Source organism: Yoonia sp., assembly GCF_965660735.1.
In the GTDB taxonomy this organism is placed as follows: domain Bacteria; phylum Pseudomonadota; class Alphaproteobacteria; order Rhodobacterales; family Rhodobacteraceae; genus Yoonia.
In genome coordinates this window covers 1-20,236 of sequence record NZ_CBFIBD010000025.1, presented here as the reverse complement: position 1 = coordinate 20,236, position 20,236 = coordinate 1, and the positions used below count along the sequence as shown (strand labels likewise).

Genomic DNA, 20,236 nt, shown 5'->3' with positions numbered 1-20,236 from the left:
GGCGCACTTAACAACTGAAACGCCCGTCGGCAAGATGGCCGGGCGCGTTGGTGCGCCCGGCCAAAGATCAGATCGTTGCGTTGATCGCGCCGCCATCCAGCACGACATTCTGCCCGACGATAAAGCCCGCGTGCTGTGAACACAGAAACGCGCACATCGCACCGAATTCCGCAGCGGTCCCGTAGCGGCGTGCGGGAATCGTCGCCTGCCGCTGGGCCGTTGCGGCAGCAATATCGATCCCTTGCGCCTTGGCCACACCCGCATCAAGGCTGTCGGCCCGGTCGGTGGCATGAATACCGGGCAGCATGTTGTTGATGTTCACACCATATTGCGCCACCTGCCGCGAGGTGCCGGCCACGTAACCCGTCAACCCGGCGCGCGCGGAATTTGACAGCCCCAGCTGCGGGATCGGCGCCTTGACCGAACCGGATGTGATATTGACGACACGGCCCCAGCCGCGATCGATCATGCCGGGCATCAGCGCCTTCATCAGCGCGATGGGCGCCAGCATGTTGGCGTCAAGGGCGGCGATGAAATCATCACGGTCCCAGTCAGACCACATGCCGGGAGGCGGGCCACCGGCGTTATTGACCAGAATATCCACATCACCGGCGGCCGCCAGCAATGCGGCACGCCCTTCTTCGGTTGCGACATCGGCGGCAACGGTGATCACCTCGACCCCATGTGCGTCACGGATCGCTGCGGCTGTCGCCTCCAGCGCGTCGGCGCCACGGGCGTTCAGCACAAGGTTGACGCCCGCTGCGGCCAATGCCTCGGCACAGCCACGCCCCAAACCCTTTGACGATGCGCAGACCAATGCGCGCTTTCCGGCGATACCCAGATCCATAACCATTTTCCTTTTCGTGATGCGATGTTCCGCAAAAGGACTTAGCACTGCACCAACCTGTCGGCAACGTGCTGTCTGTGATCAGCTTTGCATCTTGGCGGATCGCAAGCGGCGGTATAAAGCATGGGCATGACAGAAAACCCAATGGTCATAGCGCCCTACAAAGCCACAGACTTGATCGCAACAGATGGCGTTGCCTTGGGCGAGCCGATAACTTTTGCCGACGAACTGGTTCTGGACGATGTGTACCAGCTGACCCCGCACAGCCAGCCGCTGCATCTGGAATTACGGCCACAGGATGACAGCACCGTATTTGCGCGCCCCGACCGGCCTGGCAACACGGTGCATATGGATTGTTGCCTGACCCTGATGACGCCGACGGGGGCCACCGTCGAGGCGCTGATCCTTGTCGAGGTCGCCGACGGGATGGCCGAAGGTGTCTATCTGCTGCCTCTCGGTTTGCTTGAAGCCCAGACAGATTACCGTCTGGTGGGCATTGAACGAAAGACCGCGACCCGTCGCCTGGCTCTGGCCGGTTGTGGGGCCTTTGCCAGCGGCACGCGGATCACATTGGGCGACGGGCGGCTGTGTCCGGTTGAATTGCTGAACCGCGGTGATCTGGTGCTGACCCGCGATCATGGCCCACAGCCCCTGCGCTGGACCGCCAAGACGACCCTGCGGGCGACCGGCAGTTTTGCCCCCGTGGTGATCAGCAAAGGCACCTTGCACAATGACGCCGATCTGGTTGTGCGTGCCGATCACAAGATTTTTGTCTATCAGCGCGCAGATCATCTGGGCGCGGGACGGGCAGAGGTGCTGATCCGCGCGCGCCAGTTGATTGACGATGTGACCGTCTATCGGCGCACGGGGGGGTTCATTGATTACTACCAACTGGTGCTGGACGCCCATGATCTGGTCTATGCAGAAGGGATTTGTGCAGAAACGCAGCGCATCGATTCCGTCTCGCGGCCGGGCATGCCAGAGGGTGCGCCGCTCCCCGATCACCCGCCCAACCGTCTGACAGAATACGAAGTCGCGGCCAATCTGATCCCGCCGTCACAAGCCGCCGCATTGTTGCGCAAGGCATCCATGCGTTAGACTCGGCACCCTAGGGCTGGCGCATGCCGGCAAAGACCCCGTCAAAGATATCGACCATCCCCTCACTGGTGATATCACCAAAGATGACGCCAGCCATTGCACCGGCATCGCGACCGCGAAAATCACCTGCCAATGTGCCGCTGATACCATGCGCCACCGCTTGATCTGAAAGGGTTCCCGCCACGCTTGCGGTGAATTGATAGTCCAGGTCGGGGTCCGCATTCTCGAAAATTTCACCGTCGCTGATGGCCAGTGCTCCGGCCAACGTGCCGCCGTTGTCTGCCGTGAATGCCCCCAGTGAACCATCGACAACTGCATCGCCCGCACCAAAGCTGACCCTGATCACAAGATCTGCGATGAAGGCGACCCTGGCCCCGTCAATCGGCAGGTCGAGCACCGCCGCACCTGTGTATCCAACCTGCCCGCTCATGGGGAACTGTGCAGTGGCCGTCACATCCAGCGCCGCGGCATCGGCCGCAAGCCGGTCAAATGCGGCAAGGCGATCCCCGCCGCCAATATCACCGCCGTCCGCCCCGCCGCACCCCACAAGAGGCAGGCCAAAAATAAGAATAATCCACCGCATGTTCGACGATCATCTTGCTGCGCCACCGTTAACAAAGGGTAAATTTGCTATGGCGTTACTTCAGCCACGACCACCAGCGTCGCATGCGTCGGAAGGCCGTTATGAGCTACCACAGCCTCGAGCGCGGAAAGGCTGATCGCTGCGACGGGGGTGCCCCGGAAATCACCCGTCACGGCACCATCAAGGATCAGTGTTTCGCCAGCAGCAGTCAGAACACCGCCATAATCAAGCTGGAGATCGCTGGGAACGTCACCGCCAACCACACCGGCATCCAGAACGATCGCCCCGGTGTAATCAACAACTCGGCCGCTGCGATCTGTGCCAAAAACCGCATCAATCTGCCCGCTGGCCAGCCCTGCGTCAAAGCCGACATTGACCTGCGCATCACCAAACAGGACAAGCGGAGTCTCAGCCTCGACCCGCAGGGTGGCAAAACCGGCAAAATCCGCTGTGCCCGTCGGGGGCATTGCACCTGCATCGGTCACTGCGACGCCCATGACCCCCGTGCCGGTGTCACCCAACACACGCAGTTTCTGCGCCTCGTAGATGTCCAGCCGGGAAAGCTGCGGGTTGATCCCGCTGCCGCCGCCGTCACCACCGCCACACCCCACCAGGGCAAAGGTCGCAGCCAGGAACCATCCGATACGCCATCTCATCACATGGGTCTAACCCGCGAACCGGAAAGCATTGGTTAAATTGCACAGTTGCCCGATTGCCCTTTGCGCAACGAATGCTTAGATCGTCCGCATGACAAACCGCCCTGCCCTTCCTGCCGAAATCGCCCGCCGCCGGACCTTTGCGATCATTTCGCACCCCGACGCGGGCAAGACGACCCTGACCGAAAAATTCCTGTTGTATGGCGGTGCCATCCAGATGGCGGGTCAGGTGCGCGCCAAAGGCGAGGCGCGGCGCACCCGGTCGGATTTCATGCAGATGGAAAAGGACCGCGGCATTTCGGTGTCCGCATCGGCGATGTCGTTCGATTTTGAAAAATACCGGTTCAATCTTGTCGACACGCCCGGCCACTCGGATTTCTCCGAAGACACCTATCGCACGCTAACAGCAGTCGATGCGGCGGTCATGGTCATCGACGGGGCCAAGGGCGTGGAAAGCCAGACCCGCAAACTGTTCGAGGTGTGCCGCCTGCGCGACCTGCCCATCTTGACATTTTGCAACAAAATGGACCGTGAAAGCCGCGATACATTCGATATTATTGATGAAATTCAAGAAAACCTTGCGATTGACGTCACGCCGGCGAGTTGGCCCATCGGCGTCGGCCGCGACTTTATCGGTTGCTACGATCTGTTGCGCGACAAGCTGGAACTGATGGACCGTGCCGACCGCAACAAAGTGGCGGACAGTATTCAGATCAGCGGGCTGGATGACCCCAAACTGGCCGCCCATGTGCCTCCACATCTGCTGGAAAAATTCCTTGAAGAAATCGAAATGGCCCGCGAACTGCTGCCGCGACTGGACCCTGAAAGCGTGCTGAACGGGTCAATGACGCCGATCTGGTTCGGGTCGGCGATGAATTCATTCGGCGTGCGCGAACTGATGGACGGACTGGCCACGTATGGCCCCGAACCGCAGGTGCAAACAGCGCAACCGCGCAACATCGCCCCAGAAGAGACGAAAGTGACAGGTTTCGTGTTCAAGGTGCAGGCGAACATGGACCCCAAACACCGCGACAGGGTGGCATTCGTGCGCCTTGCGTCGGGGCATTTCGAACGCGGAATGAAACTGACCCATGTGCGCAGTAAAAAGCAGATGGCGATCACCAACCCCGTGCTGTTCCTTGCCGCCGACCGCGAACTGGCCGAGGAAGCATGGGCGGGCGATATCATCGGCATCCCCAACCACGGCCAGTTGCGCATCGGCGACACACTGACCGAAGGCGAGGCGATTCGCGTGTCAGGTATTCCATCGTTTGCGCCGGAACTGCTGCAGACCGTGCGCGCGGGCGATCCGATGAAGGCCAAGCACCTAGAAAAGGCGCTGATGCAATTTTCCGAAGAAGGTGCCGCCAAGGTGTTCAAACCGACCTATGGGTCCGGTTTTATCGTCGGTGTCGTCGGTGCGCTGCAATTCGAGGTTCTGGCCAGCCGGATCGAACTGGAATACGGCCTGCCGGTCCGGTTTGAACCATCGCAGTTCACCTCTGCCCGCTGGGTATCAGGCAGCAAGGACGCTGTCGAGAAATTCGGGGCCGCGAACAAACAGCATATCGCCACCGATAACGACGGCGATACCGTGTATCTGACCCGCCTGCAGTGGGATATCGACCGCGTCGGCCGCGACTACCCTGATGTGACACTGACCGCGACCAAGGAAATGATGGTCTAGGCAGTATCACGCCCATATCAATCGCGAAAACTGGACAGAAGGCCGGTTTCGATGTCAGATCACAGCAACGAAAAGGAGCCTTGAATGACACCGCGAACCGCGTCCCTGGCCGCAGCGATTGCAGCCGCCTCACCATCCTATGCAGAGCGGATCGAGAGCGCGGCATGGGATACACTCGCTGCGATTGACGTGCAGGAAATCATCACCAATGACAGCTATCAGGTGCGCAAGGTTTTCCCCTCGGCCATCAAGGATGGCGTGGCACAATTCGACATCACGGGTTTTGTCGTGCCATTGGGCGGCACAACGAACGTCCGCGATCTGATGTTGGTATCCGACATGGGCTTTTGTCCGTTTTGCGGCAGCCCTGAACATGGGACATCCCTTCAGGTCAGCCTGTCAGCCCCCTTGCCAGTGATCACGGAAGGGATGCGCCTGACGTTGCGCGGATCGCTTGAACCCGTGACCGACGATCAGACTTGGCAGTCTGCAATCATGGTGAATGCCCAGATCATAGACGGATGAGACCGCGCGCCCGCTGGTAAGCTTTCATTAACCACGACCACGTAGGATGCAGCATGTTGTTGCGCATCCTTTTCTCGGGCTTTTTGATCGCCGCCTGCACCCCGCAGTCCGATATCGTCATCCGCTATGACGACTGGACCGGGTTCAATGAAATCATCACGCCAGAGCATGAGATTTTCCGTGACAACAAGGCGATCATGACAGTGCGCCCGGTGATGGTCATGCGTGACGGGCGGCGCCAGTTTGCCATTCTGACAAATATCCGCCGCAGGGTGCCCAACGGGCCTGTCGTGGAAACCGTCTATGCGGGCGATATCCGCCTGCCCTATCAGATGCACGACCGGATCTGGTCACATTGCATCGACGGCTGCCAGCGCGCCGAGGTGGGTGTGATCCCTTTGACCGAATCCGCCTTTCGCGCTGCTGCACGCACTGGTCTGCCGTTGCGCGTGCAAGGGCGGCGTGGGCGATACCACGGTGTCGTCCCTGCCACGCTGCTGCAACAGGTGCTGGATGCCAGTGATCGCATGTCAGACCGCTAGGACAGGGCGAAAACTGTGTTCCGCAGGGCAGCTTCTTGACCCTTTGGGCCGTTTCGGCTATGCGCAGTCATGGCCGGAAATGGCCGACGACGCCGGGACGCTCGGATAAATGCGTCCTTTCACCATTGCGGTCCGTAACCGCATACTTAGGATGCTCATGACGAAATTTTCCGATATGAACCTTGACGCCAAGGTTCTGAAGGCTGTGGCCGAAACCGGCTACGACACTCCCACGCCCATTCAGGACGGTGCCATTCCCCCCGCGCTGGAAGGCCGCGACGTGCTGGGTATCGCGCAGACCGGAACCGGCAAGACAGCCGCATTTACCCTGCCGATGATCACCCTGCTGGGCCGCGGGCGCGCCCGTGCGCGCATGCCACGGTCACTGGTGCTGGCGCCGACGCGCGAACTGGCGGCACAGGTGGCGGAAAACTTTGACGCCTATGCCAAATACACGAAACTGACCAAGGCGCTGCTGATCGGCGGCACCAGTTTCAAGGACCAGGACAAGCTGATCGACAAGGGCGTCGATGTGCTGATCGCAACCCCCGGTCGCCTGCTGGACCATCTGGAACGCGGCAAGCTGATCCTGACCGACGTCAAGATCATGGTGGTGGACGAGGCGGACCGCATGCTTGACATGGGGTTCATTCCCGACATCGAGGAAATCTTCAAACGCACGCCGTTCACGCGCCAGACTCTGTTTTTCAGCGCCACCATGGCCCCCGAGATCGAACGGATCACCAATACTTTCCTGTCGAACCCCGCCAAGATCGAAGTTGCGCGCGCTGCGACGACGAACGTGAACATCAAACAGGGTGTCGTGATATTCAAAGGGTCATCCAAGCCCAAGGAACCCGCCGAAAAACGCGCCCTGCTGCGTGCCCTGATCGACGCCGAAGGTGATGCCTGCACAAACGCCATCATCTTTTGCAATCGCAAGTCTGACGTTGATATCGTTTCAAAATCGCTGAACAAATATGGCTATGACGCGGCCCCGATCCATGGCGATCTGGATCAAAGCCACCGTACACGCACGCTGGAGGGGTTCCGCGATAACAAGCTGCGGTTCCTTGTCGCCTCTGACGTGGCGGCACGGGGTCTGGATATTCCTGCCGTGACGCATGTGTTCAACTTTGACGTGCCCAGCCATGCCGAAGATTACGTGCACCGCATCGGCCGCACAGGTCGCGCAGGCCGCACCGGCACGGCGATCATGATCTGCGGGCCGCGCGATGAAAAGAACCTCGAAGACGTGGAACGTCTGGTCCAGAATGAAATTCCGCGGTTGGAAAACCCGCTTGGCCAGACACAAGCAACACCACAATCGGCACCCCAGGCCGCCACACCGGATGAAAAGCCCAAGCGCACGCGGACACGCACCCGCCGGACCGAGCCCAAGCCAGAGGCGACGCCGGACGAAAAACCGGCACCTGTGGCAAAACCCGAGGTTGCAGCAGAACCCAGTGCCAAGGCGCAGCCAGAGGCCACCCCCTCTGAACAACCCAGCCCACGCAAGCAGCCGCAACGCGAGGAACGTGCGCGCGGTGGCAAGGGGCGGACCCACGACCGGGGTGATCAAAAGATTGTCGGCATGGGCGACGACACGCCAGCGTTTATTGCAAAAAGTTTCGAAGAACGCGCCAAGACATGAAAAGGGCGGGGAAATCCCCGCCCCGATGAAGACAGATTCAGGCCGGGGTTCACCCCGGCCTTTTGCGTCAGCTTAGCCGCGACACGATCACTGTCACTTCTGGCTTTTTGCCGATTTCACTTTGCGCCGACCGGCGTGCGATGATTTTCAGCTCTTTTTCCAGTTTCACATCGTCCCGCAGGGTCTTGGCATTTGCGCGATTTACGAACTGGCTCAGGTCTTCCTCGACAACCTCGACCAGTGACGCGTTGTTGCGGCCCGTTTCAGCCAGCCCCGCGATTTCGACCCATGGGTCACCCAGCGGTTCGTCATTTTCGTCGATGATCAACGTCACGATCATATGACCATTCAACGCCATGCGGATACGGTCACGCACAATCCCGTCCATCGCCCCGATCTGCACCGATCCATCCAGATAGGTGCGCCCCGTTTCGATATATTCCGCGACCTTCGGTGCATTGCCTGACAGGTCAATCATCATGCCGTTGACCGCAACAATCCCGGTCAGCCCACCTGCATTCCCCAGTTTGACATGTTCGCGCAGGTGACGGTGTTCGCCGTGCATCGGGATCAGAACCTGCGGTTTGACGATTTTGTGCAGCGTTTCAAGGTCGGGACGGTTGGCATGGCCGGACACGTGGTATTTGCCACCTGCATCGTCGATCACGTCAACACCCATTTCCGACAGCTGGTTCATGATCCGGATCACGCCGCGTTCATTGCCAGGAATGGTCTTTGAACTGAACAGGAACGTATCCCCTTCCTTCAGCTTCAGCCCCAGATAAGACCCCTGCGCCAGTTGCGCAGATGCCGCGCGCCGTTCGCCCTGCGATCCGGTGACCAGCAGCATCACGTTTTCACGCGGCATATTCAGCGCATCCTCGGGGGATACGACGGATGGAAACCCTTCCAGAATGCCCTCATCCGTTGCGGCCTGCACCATGCGTTGCATCGCGCGCCCCAACAGCACAACCGACCGGCCCGCGTCGCGTGCGGCCATTGCCAGTGTTTTCAGCCGCGCGATGTTGGAGGCGAAAGTCGTCGCGACGACCATGCCGGTGGCATCTTTCATCATTTCCGTGATTGCGGGACCGATGGTTGTTTCCGACCGTCCGGGGGAATGTGAAAACACGTTCGTGCTGTCACAGATCAGCGCCTTGACCCCGTCCTTTGACACCTCTTCCCAGATCGCCGCATTCCACGGATCACCCACAACAGGGGTTTCATCGATCTTGAAATCCCCCGAATGCAGGACGCGGCCGTCGGGCGTATCGATCAACAGGCCCGCACTTTCGGGAATCGAATGACTGATTGGCAGATAAGATACTTTGAACGGGCCACAGTCGATGACCTGCGGATAGACATCCACGACCTTGACGACGTTGGGGGAATGGCCCTGCTCTTCCAGCTTGCGCCGGGCGATATTGGCGGTGAACTTGCGCGCATAAACAGGCGCGCCAAGCCGGTCCCAATAATGGCCGATAGCACCCACATGGTCTTCGTGGGCGTGGGTGATGAAAATCCCCTCGATCTGCGCGCGGCGCGCCTCTAACCAGGCAATATCAGGCAGAATCAGGTCAACACCGGGCGTGCCGTCCATGTCGGGGAATGTCACACCCAGATCGACCACGATCAGCCGTTCCTTGCCGGGTGCGCCATAGCCATAGACATAGGCGTTCATGCCGATCTCGCCGGCGCCCCCAAGTGGCAGATAGATCAGGCGGTCAGTCATGTATTTTCCTTGTTATATTTATGGATCACGGTCAGGCCGTGGATCGTCAAATCATCCTCGAACGCGTCAAACAGCGGTTCGCTTTGCTGGAACAGCGGCGCCAACCCGCCGGTCGATACGACCAGCATCGGCATGCCACGTTCAGCCTTGATCCGGTCGCATATCTCACGGACCAGACCGATGTAACCCCAAAAAATCCCCGATTGCATGCAGGCAACCGTGTTGGTGCCCACGACTTGCTGGGGCTTGGTGATATCGACGTGCGGCAGGGCGGCAGCGGCATTGTGCAATGCCTCCAGGCTCAGGTTGACGCCCGGCGCGATCACCCCGCCGACATAGGCGCCGTCAACATCCACCACGTCAAAGGTTGTCGCAGTGCCAAAGTCCACGACAATCAGGTTCCCACCATGCCGGTCAAAGGCGCCTGCCGCATTGACCAGCCGGTCAGGGCCAACCTGCGTGCCTTCGTCGACACGCGGTTGCGTGGGCAAAAGGCAATCGGGCTTGCCCACCACAAGCGGGCGACAGTTGAAATATCGGTCGGCAAAGACCCGCAGGTTGAACACAACGCGCGGCACGGTGGAACTGACGATCACCTCGTCTATATCCACATGCAGTTTCTGGAAATGCATCAGGCTGGACAGCCAGACGTAATACTGGTCCGCCGTGCGCTGCCATTCGGTCGCGGTGCGCCATGTGGCGATAAAACGCGTGCCGTCCCAGATGGAAAACACGGTGTTGGTATTGCCGACATCGATGGCCAGAAGCATCCCCCGCCCCTCCTTAGAAAAACACGTCGGCGGCGGAAACAGCGCAAGGGCCGGTGCCCGTGATCAGCACCAGGTTTCCGTCGTCGTCGATGGTGTCAAAAATGCCCGTGATATCCTGTCGGCCGGTGCGTGCGGTAATGACCTCGCCCAGCCGCGCGGCGTGGCGCAGCCAATCCTGCCGGATGCGCGTGAAACCGAAATGCGCCAGCTTGTCCTCCTGCGTGGCATAAGCGTCGGCAAGGGTGGCCAGAAAATCCGCCGGGTCCACATCCCAACCGCCTGCGGACTTCAGGCTGATGGGGGGGAAGCTGGCACCGGTTACGCCATCGGGCACCTGGGCCAGATTGACCCCGAAACCGATGGACAGCCAGTCCACGAACCGCCCCTGTCCGCTGCTTTCCAGCAGGATCCCCGCAACCTTGCCGCCCGACAACAGCACGTCATTGGGCCATTTCAGCGAAAGCTTGACCGCAGGCACGTAAATCGCCAGTGCCGCATAAAGCGCGTTGGCCGCCAGAAAGGACCGGCGCGCTGCCTCTGCGGCCGTGGCCTCTGGCTTGAAAATCAACGTGGCGTTCAGGTTGCCCTTGGGCGCGACCCAAGCGCGCCCGCGGCGTCCCCGCCCCGCTGTCTGGCTGTGGGCCATGATCCATGTGGGGCGGTCCAATGCGCCGGCCCGGCGCGCGGCCTCGGCCATGGTGCTGTCGACGCTGTCCAGCACGACGCGCGCATAACCTTCGGGCCAATGCCCCTGGCCGGTGTCGTTAGTTGACAAGCGTCGCTGCCGCGGCGGCGGCCATCGGTTCGATCCCGAACAGGTTCACCACGCCCACGACCATGATCAGCGCCGACCCCATCAGGAACGTCCACAGAACGGGGTTCAGCTTGCCATCCAGAACGTCGCCCTCTTCCCCGAAATACATGTAATAGACGATACGCAGGTAATAGAACGCGCCGATCACCGATGCGATCACGCCCGCAATGGCCAACCAGGCCAGCCCGCCATCGTAGGCGGCGCGCAGCACATAGAACTTACCAAAGAACCCGACCATCGGCGGCACACCTGCAAGGCTGAACAGCAGCACCAACATGGCCAGCGCGCGCAGCGGCTGGCGCTTGGAATACATCCGCAGGCTTTCGATATGGGTCACGGGCCGCCCGTCACGTTCCATGCCAAGGATAAAGGCAAAAGTGCCGATATTCATTGTCACATAGATTGCCATGTAAATCAGCATCGCCTGGACGCCAAAGGCGGTTCCCGCGGCCAGCCCCATCAACGCAAAGCCCATGTGCGCGATGGATGAATAGGCCATCAGCCGTTTGATATCGGTCTGTCCGATGGCAGCAATCGCGCCAAGGAACATGGACACCACCGACAAGAACGCAACGATCTGCTGCCAGTCGCCCACGATACCGCCAAAGGCGTCATGCACGACGCGGGCAAACAGGGCCATCGCGGCAACCTTGGGGGCGGTGGCAAAGAACGCCGTGACCGGCGTGGGCGACCCTTCGTAGACGTCCGGCGTCCACATGTGGAACGGCGCCGCCGATACCTTGAACGCAAAGCCCGCGATCAGGAAAACCAGCCCGAACAGCAACCCAAGCGACGGGTCATCTGCCGTTGCTTCGATGATGCCGGAAAACAACGTGGTGCCCGCAAAGCCATATGTCAGCGACGCGCCATACAGCAGCAGGCCCGAGGATAGCGCGCCAAGGACGAAAGATTTCAAACCGGCCTCGGTGGATTTCACGCTGTCGCGGCGCAGGGCGGCAACGACATAAAGCGCCAGCGATTGCAGTTCCAACCCCATGTAAAGTGCCATCAGGTCGCCCGCGCTGACCATGACCATCATGCCGACGACAGCCAGTGCAACCAGCAGCGGATATTCGAACCGCAACAGGCCGCGGCGCTGCATATACGCCTCGCTCATCAGCAGGACGGCGGCGGCCGACAACAGGATCGTGACCTTGGCGAAACGGGCAAAGCCATCGTCGATGAACATCCCACCAAAGGCGGATTGCGCACCTTGACCGTTGATCCCGATCCAGAACGCCAGCACCACAAACAGACCGGATGTGACCCATGTCAGCAACGGTGCGGCACCGTCCTTGGTTGTGTAAACGGCCCCCAGCAGTGCCAGCATGGCATAAACGGCCAGCAGGATTTCCGGCATGACGATTTGGATATCAGAGGCGATCATGTCGTCCGTTCCTTAATTCAATGCGAACTGCGTAGCGGCCTCAAAGGTCGCGAGCGCGGTTTCATAATTGCCGACCAGCGCCGTTACACTGGGGCCGATCATGTCGAGGACCAACGCAGGATAGACGCCCAACAGCAGCGTCATCACAACCAGCGGCGCAAAGATCGCCCGCTCGCGGGTGGTCATGTCCTGAATGGTTTTCAGGCTTTCCTTGATCAGGTCACCCAACACCACCCGACGATACAGCCACAACGCATAGGCCGCCGAGAGGATCACACCCGAGGTGGCGACCACGGCCACCCACGTGTTCGCCTGGAAAATCCCCACCAGCGTCAGGAATTCACCGATGAACCCCGACGTCCCCGGCAGGCCCACGTTGGCCATGGTGAAAAACATGAAGATCAGCGCATAGGCTGGCATCCGGTTCACCAGACCGCCATAGGCGTCAATATCGCGCGTATGCATCCGGTCGTAGATCACACCGACGCACAGAAACAGCGCACCAGAGATAAAGCCGTGGCTGATCATCTGGAAAATCGCGCCGTCGATCCCCTGCTGGTTGACCGCAAATATCCCCATCGTGACGTAACCCATGTGGGCAACGGACGAATAGGCGATCAGCTTTTTCATGTCTTCCTGCACCAGGGCCACCAGCGAGGTGTAGACGATGGCAATTGCCGACAGCCACAACACCAGCGGTCCCATCACCTCTGACCCGACGGGGAACATCGGCAGGCTGAACCGCAGAAAGCCGTAGCCGCCCATTTTTAGCAGGATCGCGGCCAGCACGACCGACCCTGCCGTCGGGGCCTGCACGTGCGCGTCGGGCAGCCAGGTATGCACCGGCCACATCGGCATCTTCACCGCAAAGCTGGCAAAGAACGCCAGCCACAGCAGCGTCTGCATGCCGCCCATGATCTGCACACCCAGCACGCTGACGGTTTCGGTGCCGAACGTATGGGTCATCAGCGTCGGAATATCGGTCGTGCCCGCATCGGCGAACATCGCCACCATGGCGACCAGCATCAGGACAGACCCAAGGAAGGTGTAAAGGAAGAACTTGAAGGATGCGTAAATCCGGTTCTTGCCGCCCCAGATGCCGATGATCAGGAACATCGGGATCAACCCTGCCTCGAAGAACAGGTAGAACAGCACCAGATCCAGCGCGAGGAACACGCCCAGCATCAGCGTTTCAAGGATCAGGAAGGCGATCATGTATTCCTTGACGCGCGTGGTCACGTTCCAGCAGGACGCGATCACGAGCGGCATCAGGAAGGTCGTCAGCATCACGAACAGAATACTGATCCCGTCCACACCCATCTTGTATTGCAGTCCCAGCAGCCAAGGCCGGGTTTCCACCATCTGGAACCCAGTATTGGCCGGGTCAAAGTTGGACAGGATGAACAACGAACAGATGAACGTGACCGCAGTGGTGACCAGCGCGACCCATTTTGCATTGCGCTGTGCGTCCGCGTCATCGCCACGCAGGAACAACGCCAGAATGACGGCCCCCAAAAGCGGGATGAACGTCGTCAGCGAAAGGATATTACCCATCAGTTTGCCCCCCCGGTCAGCGTGACCCAGGTCAGCAGCACCGCAATCCCCAGCACCATCGCAAAGGCGTAGGTGAACAAATACCCCGACTGCGCGCGGCCCGCGAGCCGTGTAAAGAATGGAATGATCCCCATGGCCAACCCGTTGATCCCCCCGTCGATTGTATTCGTATCGCCCTGTTTCCACAGGATGCGGCCAAGCGCCATCAGGGGCTTGATGATGATGAAGGTGTAAAGCTCGTCAAAATACCACTTGTTGAGCAGAAAGTTGTAAAGCGGTGCCTGCTGCGCGGCCAGCTTTCCGGGCAAATCGGGACGCCGGATATACATCTGATAGGCCAGTGCCAGCCCGGCCAGCATCGCCACAAAGGGGGACAGTTTGACCCAGATCGGCACCGCGTGTGCGTCGTTCAGCACGTGGTTGTCAGGGCTGTTGTGAATGGCCCCTTCCCCCGGTGCGCCGACCAGATTGTAATGGGCCTTGCCATGGTCTTCCTCGGCACCGTGATCACCCTCTGCCGCGGCCTCAACCTCGGCTTCGGCATAGGGCACGCCAAAGAATTTGCCGACCTTGTCGTTCGATCCAAAGAACGGCCCATACCAGACCATCCCGCTGAACACGGCCCCGATCGCCAGCACATAAAGCGGCACCAACATCGAATTTGGGCTTTCATGGGCGTGATCATGGGTATGCTTGTCACCGCGCGGGGTGCCGTAGAATGTCATGAACATCAGCCGCCAGCTGTAGAAACTGGTCATCAGCGCGGCAATCACCAGCATCCAGAACGCATAGCCGCCATGGGTGCCCGCATAGGCGCTCTCGATGATGGCATCCTTGGATACGAAGCCGGCAAAGCCAATGGGAAAACCCACGTAAAGCAGCGGAATGCCAACACCGGTGATGGCCAGCGTGCCGATCATCATCATCCAGAACGTCTTGGGGATCTTGTGACGCAGCCCGCCATAATTGCGCATGTCCTGTTCATGGTGCATCGCGTGAATGACCGAACCGGCCCCCAGAAACAGCATCGCCTTGAAAAACGCGTGCGTCAGCAGGTGGAACATGGCGACAGAATATACACCAAGCCCGGCAGCCACGAACATATAGCCCAGCTGCGAACAGGTGGAATAGGCGATGACGCGCTTGATGTCGTTCTGCACAAGACCCACGGTCGCGGCAAAAAACGCCGTCGTCGCCCCAAGGAATACGATGAATGCTGTTGCCTGTGGCGCGTATTCCATCAGCGGCGACATGCGGCAGACAAGGAACACACCCGCCGTTACCATGGTCGCGGCGTGGATCAGCGCCGACACGGGCGTCGGGCCTTCCATCGCATCAGGCAACCATGTGTGCAGGACCAATTGCGCCGATTTGCCCATCGCCCCGATGAACAGCAGCACGGCGATCAGGTTCAGCGTGTTCCAGTCAGCCCAGAGGAAAGTGATCGTGTGATCCTGTAAATCCGGGATCGCGGCAAAGATGTCGCTGAAGCGGATGCTGTCGGTCACCATATACAGCGCAAAGATACCGAGGGCGAAACCGAAATCCCCCACACGGTTCACCACAAAAGCCTTGATCGCGGCGGCGTTGGCGGTGGGTTTGCGATAATAGAAGCCGATCAAAAGGTAGGACGCGACCCCGACCCCTTCCCAGCCAAAGAACATCTGCACAAGGTTGTCAGCTGTCACCAGCATCAACATCGCAAAGGTAAAGAACGACAGATAGGCAAAGAAACGCGGGCGATAGCTCTCGCCTTCCTTGAAATTATCGTCGTGGGCCATGTAGCCAAAAGAATACAGGTGGACCAGCGCGGACACCGTGGTGATCACGATCAGCATGATCGCCGTCAGCCGGTCCATCCGGATCGCCCAATCGGTGGACAATGTGCCGCTTTCGATCCAGCGCATGATCTGAATGTTTTCGGTGGTGCCATCGAATGACAGGAAAACGATCCACGACAGCAAGGCCGACAGGAACAACAGGCCGGTCGCCGTCCACTGGGCGGCTTTCTCGCCCATCAGCTTCCAGCCGAACCCGCACAGGATGGCACCGACAAGCGGAGCGAAAAGGATGATGGTTTCCATGGTCTTCAGCCCTTCATCACGTTGACGTCTTCAACGTCGATGGTCCCGCGGTTGCGGAAGAAACAAACCAGAATGGCAAGGCCGATCGCGGCCTCGGCGGCGGCAACGGTCAGCACGAACAGCGTGAACACCTGCCCGACAAGATCGCCCAGATAGCTGGAAAATGCGACAAGGTTGATATTCACGGCCAGCAGCATCAACTCGATGCTCATCAGCAGGATGATCACATTCTTGCGGTTCAGGAACAGGCCGAAAATGCCAATGACAAACAAGGCCGCAGCCACTGCGAGATAATGTTCAAGTCCGATCATTGGTGCGTCCCTCAGTCTTGTCCGCAGCGAAGAAAATTACAGAAGAATTCGCCATCACAACCCCTGCCCCGGCTTCACGTCGCGCAATTCCATCGCCTTGGCGGGATCGCGATACATCTGTTCCAGCACATTCTGGCGCTTGATATCGACGCGGTGGCGCAGCGTCAGCACAATCGCGCCGATCATCGCCACCAGCAGGATCAGACCCGCAAGTTGGAACAGCATGATATATTTGTCGTAAATCAACATCCCCAACGCGGCGGTGTTTGTCATATCCCCCGTCGGGCTGGCGACGCGCATTTCGAACCCATCGGAAAATTCCCATGCGCCAAAGGCAATCGCCAGTTGCATGATGATCACCACGCCGATCAGCAGCGCCAGAGGCATGTATTTCGCCATCTCGGCCTTCAGTTCCGCGAAATCTACATCCAGCATCATAACGACGAACAGGAACAAGACCGCGACAGCGCCCACGTAAACAATGATCAGCAGCATCGCGACGAATTCCGCGCCAAGCGTCACGAACAGCCCCGCCGACGACAGAAACGCAAGAATAAGCCACAGCACCGAATGGACAGGGTTGCGGCTGAGCACAGTGAGCAGTCCGCCGACCACGGTGGTGATCGCAAAAAGATAGAAGGTGAACGCGAAAACAGTCATTCGGTTTCGTCCTTTTCCAGCACTTCATTGGCCAGCGTCATGGCCTTGGTCATGGCGGGCATTCCGGCAAACAGGCCCATCTGCGCGATTGCCTCGGCAATTTCCTGTTTCGTCGCCCCCGCTTCGATCAGGTGCCGCACGGTCAGCCTGATCTGCGCCTCGGCCTGCGCGCCCAGCACAGTCAGCCCGGCCAGCGTCAACAGCAGCCGCGTTTTCGCATCCAGCCCGTCCGGATTGATCCCCTTGCCGAAAAAATTCTCCATCATGTCCTTGGACATGGTGGGCCAGAGGTTTTCAAACCCCTTGGGCGTAAAGGCATCCATGTCAATGTTCATCGACTTGGCCCAGTCCTGGCCCATCTTCATCATGGCATCAAAGGGATTGTTCTGATCGGTCATCTGTAGGGCGCATCCAATTCGAGGTTGCGCGCAATCTCGGCTTCCCAGCGGTCGCCGTTTTCCAACAGTTTGGCCTTGTCGTAATACAGTTCTTCGCGTGTTTCGGTGCTGAATTCGAAATTCGGCCCTTCGACAATGGCATCAACAGGGCACGCCTCCTGGCAGAAACCGCAATAGATGCATTTGGTCATGTCGATGTCATAGCGGGTCGTGCGGCGGCTGCCGTCGTCACGCGGTTCGGCATCAATCGTGATGGCCTGCGCCGGGCACACCGCCTCGCACAATTTGCAGGCAATGCAGCGTTCTTCGCCATTTGGATAACGGCGCAGCGCATGTTCGCCGCGAAAACGGGGCGACAGCGGCCCTTTTTCATGCGGATAGTTCAGCGTCGCCTTGGGGGCGAAAAAATACTTCATCCCCAGTTTGAAACCCTGCCACACATCCTGCAGGAGGAAATATTTCGCAGCGCGCGTATAGTCCATCTGGGTCATTGCTTACCCTCCCATTGTCCAGCGGGCCCAAAAGCCCCCCAGAACCTCGTATTTTGCAAGAAAAGACACGATCACCACCCATGCCAGCGACATCGGCAGGAACACCTTCCAGCCGATCCGCATCAACTGGTCATAGCGGTAGCGGGGGGTGATCGCCTTGACCATCGCGAAGATGAAGAAACAAAAGCCCATTTTCAGCACCATCCAGAGGATGCCGTCCGGCAGGCCTGGAATGGGCGACAGCCAACCGCCAAGGAACAACAGCGACACCAGCGCACACATCAGCACCACGGCCATCAGTTCGCCGATCATGAACAGCAGGAACGGTGTCGATGAATATTCAACCTGATAGCCGGCCACCAGTTCCGATTCCGCCTCTGGCAGATCGAACGGCGGGCGGTTGGTTTCCGCCAGCGCACTGATAAAGAACAGGAACAGCATCGGGAAATGCGCGACCCAATACCAGCTAAAGATGCCACCAGCCCCGTCTTGGGCCGCGACGATGTCGCCAAAATTAAGCGACCCGGTCGAAATGATGACGCCGACAATAATCAGGCCGATCGACACCTCATAGGAAATCATCTGCGCGGCAGACCGCAACGACCCAAGGAACGGATATTTGGAGTTCGACGCCCACCCGCCCATGATGACGCCGTAGACCTCCAAGCTGGAGATCGCGAAGACGTAAAGGATCGCCACGTTGATATCGGCCAGAACCCAGCCATCGTTGAACGGGATCACGGCCCATGCGATCACGGCCAGCACAAAGGCGATCATTGGCGCAAGGAAAAAGACGAATTTGTCGGCCCCCGCCGGCACGACGATTTCCTTGACGATATATTTCAGGAAGTCGGCAAAGGATTGCAGCAGGCCAAAGGCCCCCACCACGTTTGGCCCCTTGCGCATCTGCACGGCCGCCCAGACCTTGCGGTCGGCATACATCAGAAAGGCCAGCGCCAAAAGCAGGGGAACCAGCACAAGCAGACACTGCGCAAGGATCACCAGAACAATGCCCAGGTTGGTATTGGTGAAGAATTCAATCATCTTTGTCCCTCACACCGGTCGAGCGGCGCATTTATAAACCAGCGCGTAACCAATCTGCGCCTTGGATGCCAGCCCTTGACTGGCAAATTTGCGGGCAAACCCCGTCACTTATTCCGCAGCCATCGGGGCGGTCTTGCGTGCCTTTGCATTGGCGCTGAGTTCGGCCATCAGGCTTGACGCCCGCGCGATGGGGTTCGTCAGGTAGAAGTCACTGATCGCATTGCGGAAATCGGCTTTGCCGGGTTTCTTGACCGGGATCGGCTGCCAGTCGTTTTCGGCAACTTCATCGATCCGACCCAGATGCGGATGCGCCTTGACCAGCGTCTGGCGCAGTTGCGCCATGCTGTCGAATGGCAGCGTCGCGTTCAGTTCCGCCGACAGCGCCCGCAGGATGGCCCAGTTTTCCTTGGCCTCGCCCGGTGGGAAACTGGCCCGCAGCGCCAGTTGCGGCCGGCCTTCGGTATTCACGAACAGGCCGTTTTCTTCGGTATACGCGGCACCGGGCAGGATGATATCGGCACGATGCGCGCCGCGGTCGCCATGGCTGCCCTGATAAATCACGAATGCGCCGGCGTCGATTTCAACCTCGTCGGCGCCAAGGTTATAGATCACCTCGGCATCCTTGATCGCGTCCATGCCACCGTCGGCCACGGCACCGACATCCATCGCACCGACGCGGCCGGCGGCAGTGTGCAGCACCAGCAGTTTCGCACCGGTCGCCTCGCACATCTGCATGACTTGGCTCAGAACCGCAGCGCCATCCGCCTCTTGCAAGGCACCCTGCCCGACGATCACGATGGGGTTAGCAGCAGTCATCGCTTTGCCTGCGTCTTGTGCGGCGGACAGTGCGGCACGGTCGGTGCCCATATGTTCATAAGCATAGGTCAGATCGACGGCAGGGCCGATCAACCCGACAAAAGCGCCCTTGCTCCAGGCTTTGCGGATACGCGCGTTCAATACAGGGGCTTCGTCACGCGGGTTCGACCCCACGATCAGGATCGCCTCTGACGTATCGATATCCTCGATCGTGGCGGTACCGACATATGCCGACCTGTTATCGGCAGGCAATTTCGCCCCATCGGTGCGGCATTCGACGACACCGCCCTGCCCTTCGATCAGTTGTTTCAGCGCGAATGCAGCTTCGACAGGGGCCAGATCACCGACCAGACCGGCCAGTTTCTTGCCTTTCATCGCAGTCGCCGCAGCGCTCAGGGCTTCGGGCCAGCTGGCTTTGCGCAGCTTGCCGTTTTCGCGGATATAGGGGGTATCAAGCCGCTGGCGGCGCAGGCCATCCCAGACAAAGCGTGTCTTGTCGGAAATCCATTCATCGTTCACGCCGTCATGGTTGCGCGGCAGAAAGCGCATGACTTCGCGGCCCTTCGTATCGACCCGGATGCTG

At 59.4% G+C, this 20,236-nt stretch carries 20 protein-coding genes; 5 read left to right on the top strand and 15 right to left on the bottom strand.

Features of this window, described 5'->3' with window-relative positions:
* Positions 1-67: 67 nt before the first annotated feature.
* Positions 68-847 (bottom strand): SDR family oxidoreductase, encoded by a 780-nt coding sequence (locus ACTG4B_RS10335; RefSeq protein WP_439155622.1) that lies wholly within the window; start codon positions 845-847, stop codon positions 68-70.
* Positions 848-976: 129 nt separating this feature from the next.
* Here ACTG4B_RS10335 and ACTG4B_RS10330 point away from each other — a divergent pair, with 129 nt between their 5' ends.
* Positions 977-1,945 (top strand): Hint domain-containing protein, encoded by a 969-nt coding sequence (locus ACTG4B_RS10330; protein ID WP_439155621.1) that lies wholly within the window; start codon positions 977-979, stop codon positions 1,943-1,945.
* Positions 1,946-1,955: 10 nt separating this feature from the next.
* Here ACTG4B_RS10330 and ACTG4B_RS10325 read toward each other — a convergent pair whose 3' ends face one another.
* Together ACTG4B_RS10325 and ACTG4B_RS10320 are read right to left on the bottom strand one after the other, a co-directional pair.
* On the bottom strand, positions 1,956-2,528 hold the full coding sequence (locus ACTG4B_RS10325; protein WP_439155620.1) for a hypothetical protein: 573 nt from the start codon (positions 2,526-2,528) through the stop codon (positions 1,956-1,958).
* Between the two features lie 47 nt (positions 2,529-2,575).
* On the bottom strand, positions 2,576-3,184 hold the full coding sequence (locus tag ACTG4B_RS10320; protein WP_439155619.1) for a hypothetical protein: 609 nt from the start codon (positions 3,182-3,184) through the stop codon (positions 2,576-2,578).
* A 91-nt stretch (positions 3,185-3,275) separates the two neighbouring features.
* On the opposite strand from ACTG4B_RS10320, the gene ACTG4B_RS10315 reads away from it, so the two are divergent.
* The 4 genes from ACTG4B_RS10315 (at position 3,276) to ACTG4B_RS10300 (ending at position 7,592) form a co-directional block, all read left to right on the top strand.
* Positions 3,276-4,871, top strand: a complete 1,596-nt coding sequence (locus ACTG4B_RS10315; RefSeq protein WP_439155618.1) for a peptide chain release factor 3 — start codon at positions 3,276-3,278, stop codon at positions 4,869-4,871.
* A gap of 84 nt (positions 4,872-4,955) precedes the next feature.
* Positions 4,956-5,396, top strand: a complete 441-nt coding sequence (locus ACTG4B_RS10310) for a hypothetical protein (RefSeq protein WP_439155617.1) — start codon at positions 4,956-4,958, stop codon at positions 5,394-5,396.
* Between the two features lie 53 nt (positions 5,397-5,449).
* Entirely contained in the window at positions 5,450-5,938 is a 489-nt protein-coding gene (locus ACTG4B_RS10305; protein WP_439155616.1) for a hypothetical protein, read from the top strand.
* 157 nt (positions 5,939-6,095) lie between these two features.
* The gene (locus ACTG4B_RS10300) at positions 6,096-7,592 is read left to right on the top strand and encodes a DEAD/DEAH box helicase (RefSeq protein ID WP_439155615.1); all 1,497 of its coding nucleotides are present in this window, start codon (positions 6,096-6,098) and stop codon (positions 7,590-7,592) included.
* 67 nt (positions 7,593-7,659) lie between these two features.
* Here the strand turns inward: ACTG4B_RS10300 and ACTG4B_RS10295 are convergent, their stop codons facing one another.
* The 12 genes from ACTG4B_RS10295 to ACTG4B_RS10240 all read right to left on the bottom strand — a co-directional run.
* Positions 7,660-9,324, bottom strand: coding sequence for a ribonuclease J (locus ACTG4B_RS10295; protein ID WP_439155614.1), 1,665 nt, complete (start codon positions 9,322-9,324; stop codon positions 7,660-7,662).
* On the bottom strand, positions 9,321-10,094 hold the full coding sequence (locus ACTG4B_RS10290; RefSeq protein WP_439155613.1) for a type III pantothenate kinase: 774 nt from the start codon (positions 10,092-10,094) through the stop codon (positions 9,321-9,323). The genes ACTG4B_RS10295 and ACTG4B_RS10290 overlap by 4 nt, the downstream gene beginning before the upstream one ends.
* Before the next feature lie 13 nt (positions 10,095-10,107).
* Positions 10,108-10,869: a biotin--[acetyl-CoA-carboxylase] ligase gene (locus ACTG4B_RS10285; RefSeq protein WP_439155612.1), complete on the bottom strand. Its 762-nt coding sequence runs from the start codon at positions 10,867-10,869 to the stop codon at positions 10,108-10,110.
* Complete coding sequence (gene nuoN / locus ACTG4B_RS10280; RefSeq protein ID WP_439155611.1) at positions 10,859-12,295, bottom strand: NADH-quinone oxidoreductase subunit NuoN; 1,437 nt, start codon at positions 12,293-12,295, stop codon at positions 10,859-10,861. Before nuoN ends, ACTG4B_RS10285 begins: the two co-directional genes overlap by 11 nt.
* Before the next feature lie 12 nt (positions 12,296-12,307).
* Entirely contained in the window at positions 12,308-13,849 is a 1,542-nt protein-coding gene (locus ACTG4B_RS10275) for an NADH-quinone oxidoreductase subunit M (RefSeq protein ID WP_439155610.1), read from the bottom strand.
* A complete protein-coding gene (gene nuoL, locus ACTG4B_RS10270) occupies positions 13,849-15,933 on the bottom strand; it encodes an NADH-quinone oxidoreductase subunit L (RefSeq protein WP_439155609.1) in 2,085 nt (694 codons plus the stop codon). The genes ACTG4B_RS10275 and nuoL overlap by 1 nt, the downstream gene beginning before the upstream one ends.
* Before the next feature lie 5 nt (positions 15,934-15,938).
* Positions 15,939-16,244 carry an NADH-quinone oxidoreductase subunit NuoK gene (nuoK, locus tag ACTG4B_RS10265; protein WP_183528144.1) on the bottom strand — a complete coding sequence of 102 codons (306 nt, stop codon included), beginning with the start codon at positions 16,242-16,244 and terminating at the stop codon, positions 15,939-15,941.
* A gap of 54 nt (positions 16,245-16,298) precedes the next feature.
* Positions 16,299-16,904: an NADH-quinone oxidoreductase subunit J gene (locus ACTG4B_RS10260; protein ID WP_439155608.1), complete on the bottom strand. Its 606-nt coding sequence runs from the start codon at positions 16,902-16,904 to the stop codon at positions 16,299-16,301.
* Positions 16,901-17,302: a carboxymuconolactone decarboxylase family protein gene (locus ACTG4B_RS10255; RefSeq protein WP_439155607.1), complete on the bottom strand. Its 402-nt coding sequence runs from the start codon at positions 17,300-17,302 to the stop codon at positions 16,901-16,903. Before ACTG4B_RS10255 ends, ACTG4B_RS10260 begins: the two co-directional genes overlap by 4 nt.
* Complete coding sequence (gene nuoI / locus ACTG4B_RS10250; RefSeq protein ID WP_439155606.1) at positions 17,299-17,793, bottom strand: NADH-quinone oxidoreductase subunit NuoI; 495 nt, start codon at positions 17,791-17,793, stop codon at positions 17,299-17,301. The genes ACTG4B_RS10255 and nuoI overlap by 4 nt, the downstream gene beginning before the upstream one ends.
* Positions 17,794-17,796: 3 nt before the next feature.
* Complete coding sequence (gene nuoH / locus ACTG4B_RS10245; RefSeq protein ID WP_439155605.1) at positions 17,797-18,837, bottom strand: NADH-quinone oxidoreductase subunit NuoH; 1,041 nt, start codon at positions 18,835-18,837, stop codon at positions 17,797-17,799.
* A 108-nt stretch (positions 18,838-18,945) separates the two neighbouring features.
* Positions 18,946-20,236, bottom strand: a 1,291-nt coding sequence (locus tag ACTG4B_RS10240) for a molybdopterin-dependent oxidoreductase (RefSeq protein WP_439155604.1), incomplete at its 5' end; no start/stop codon positions are given.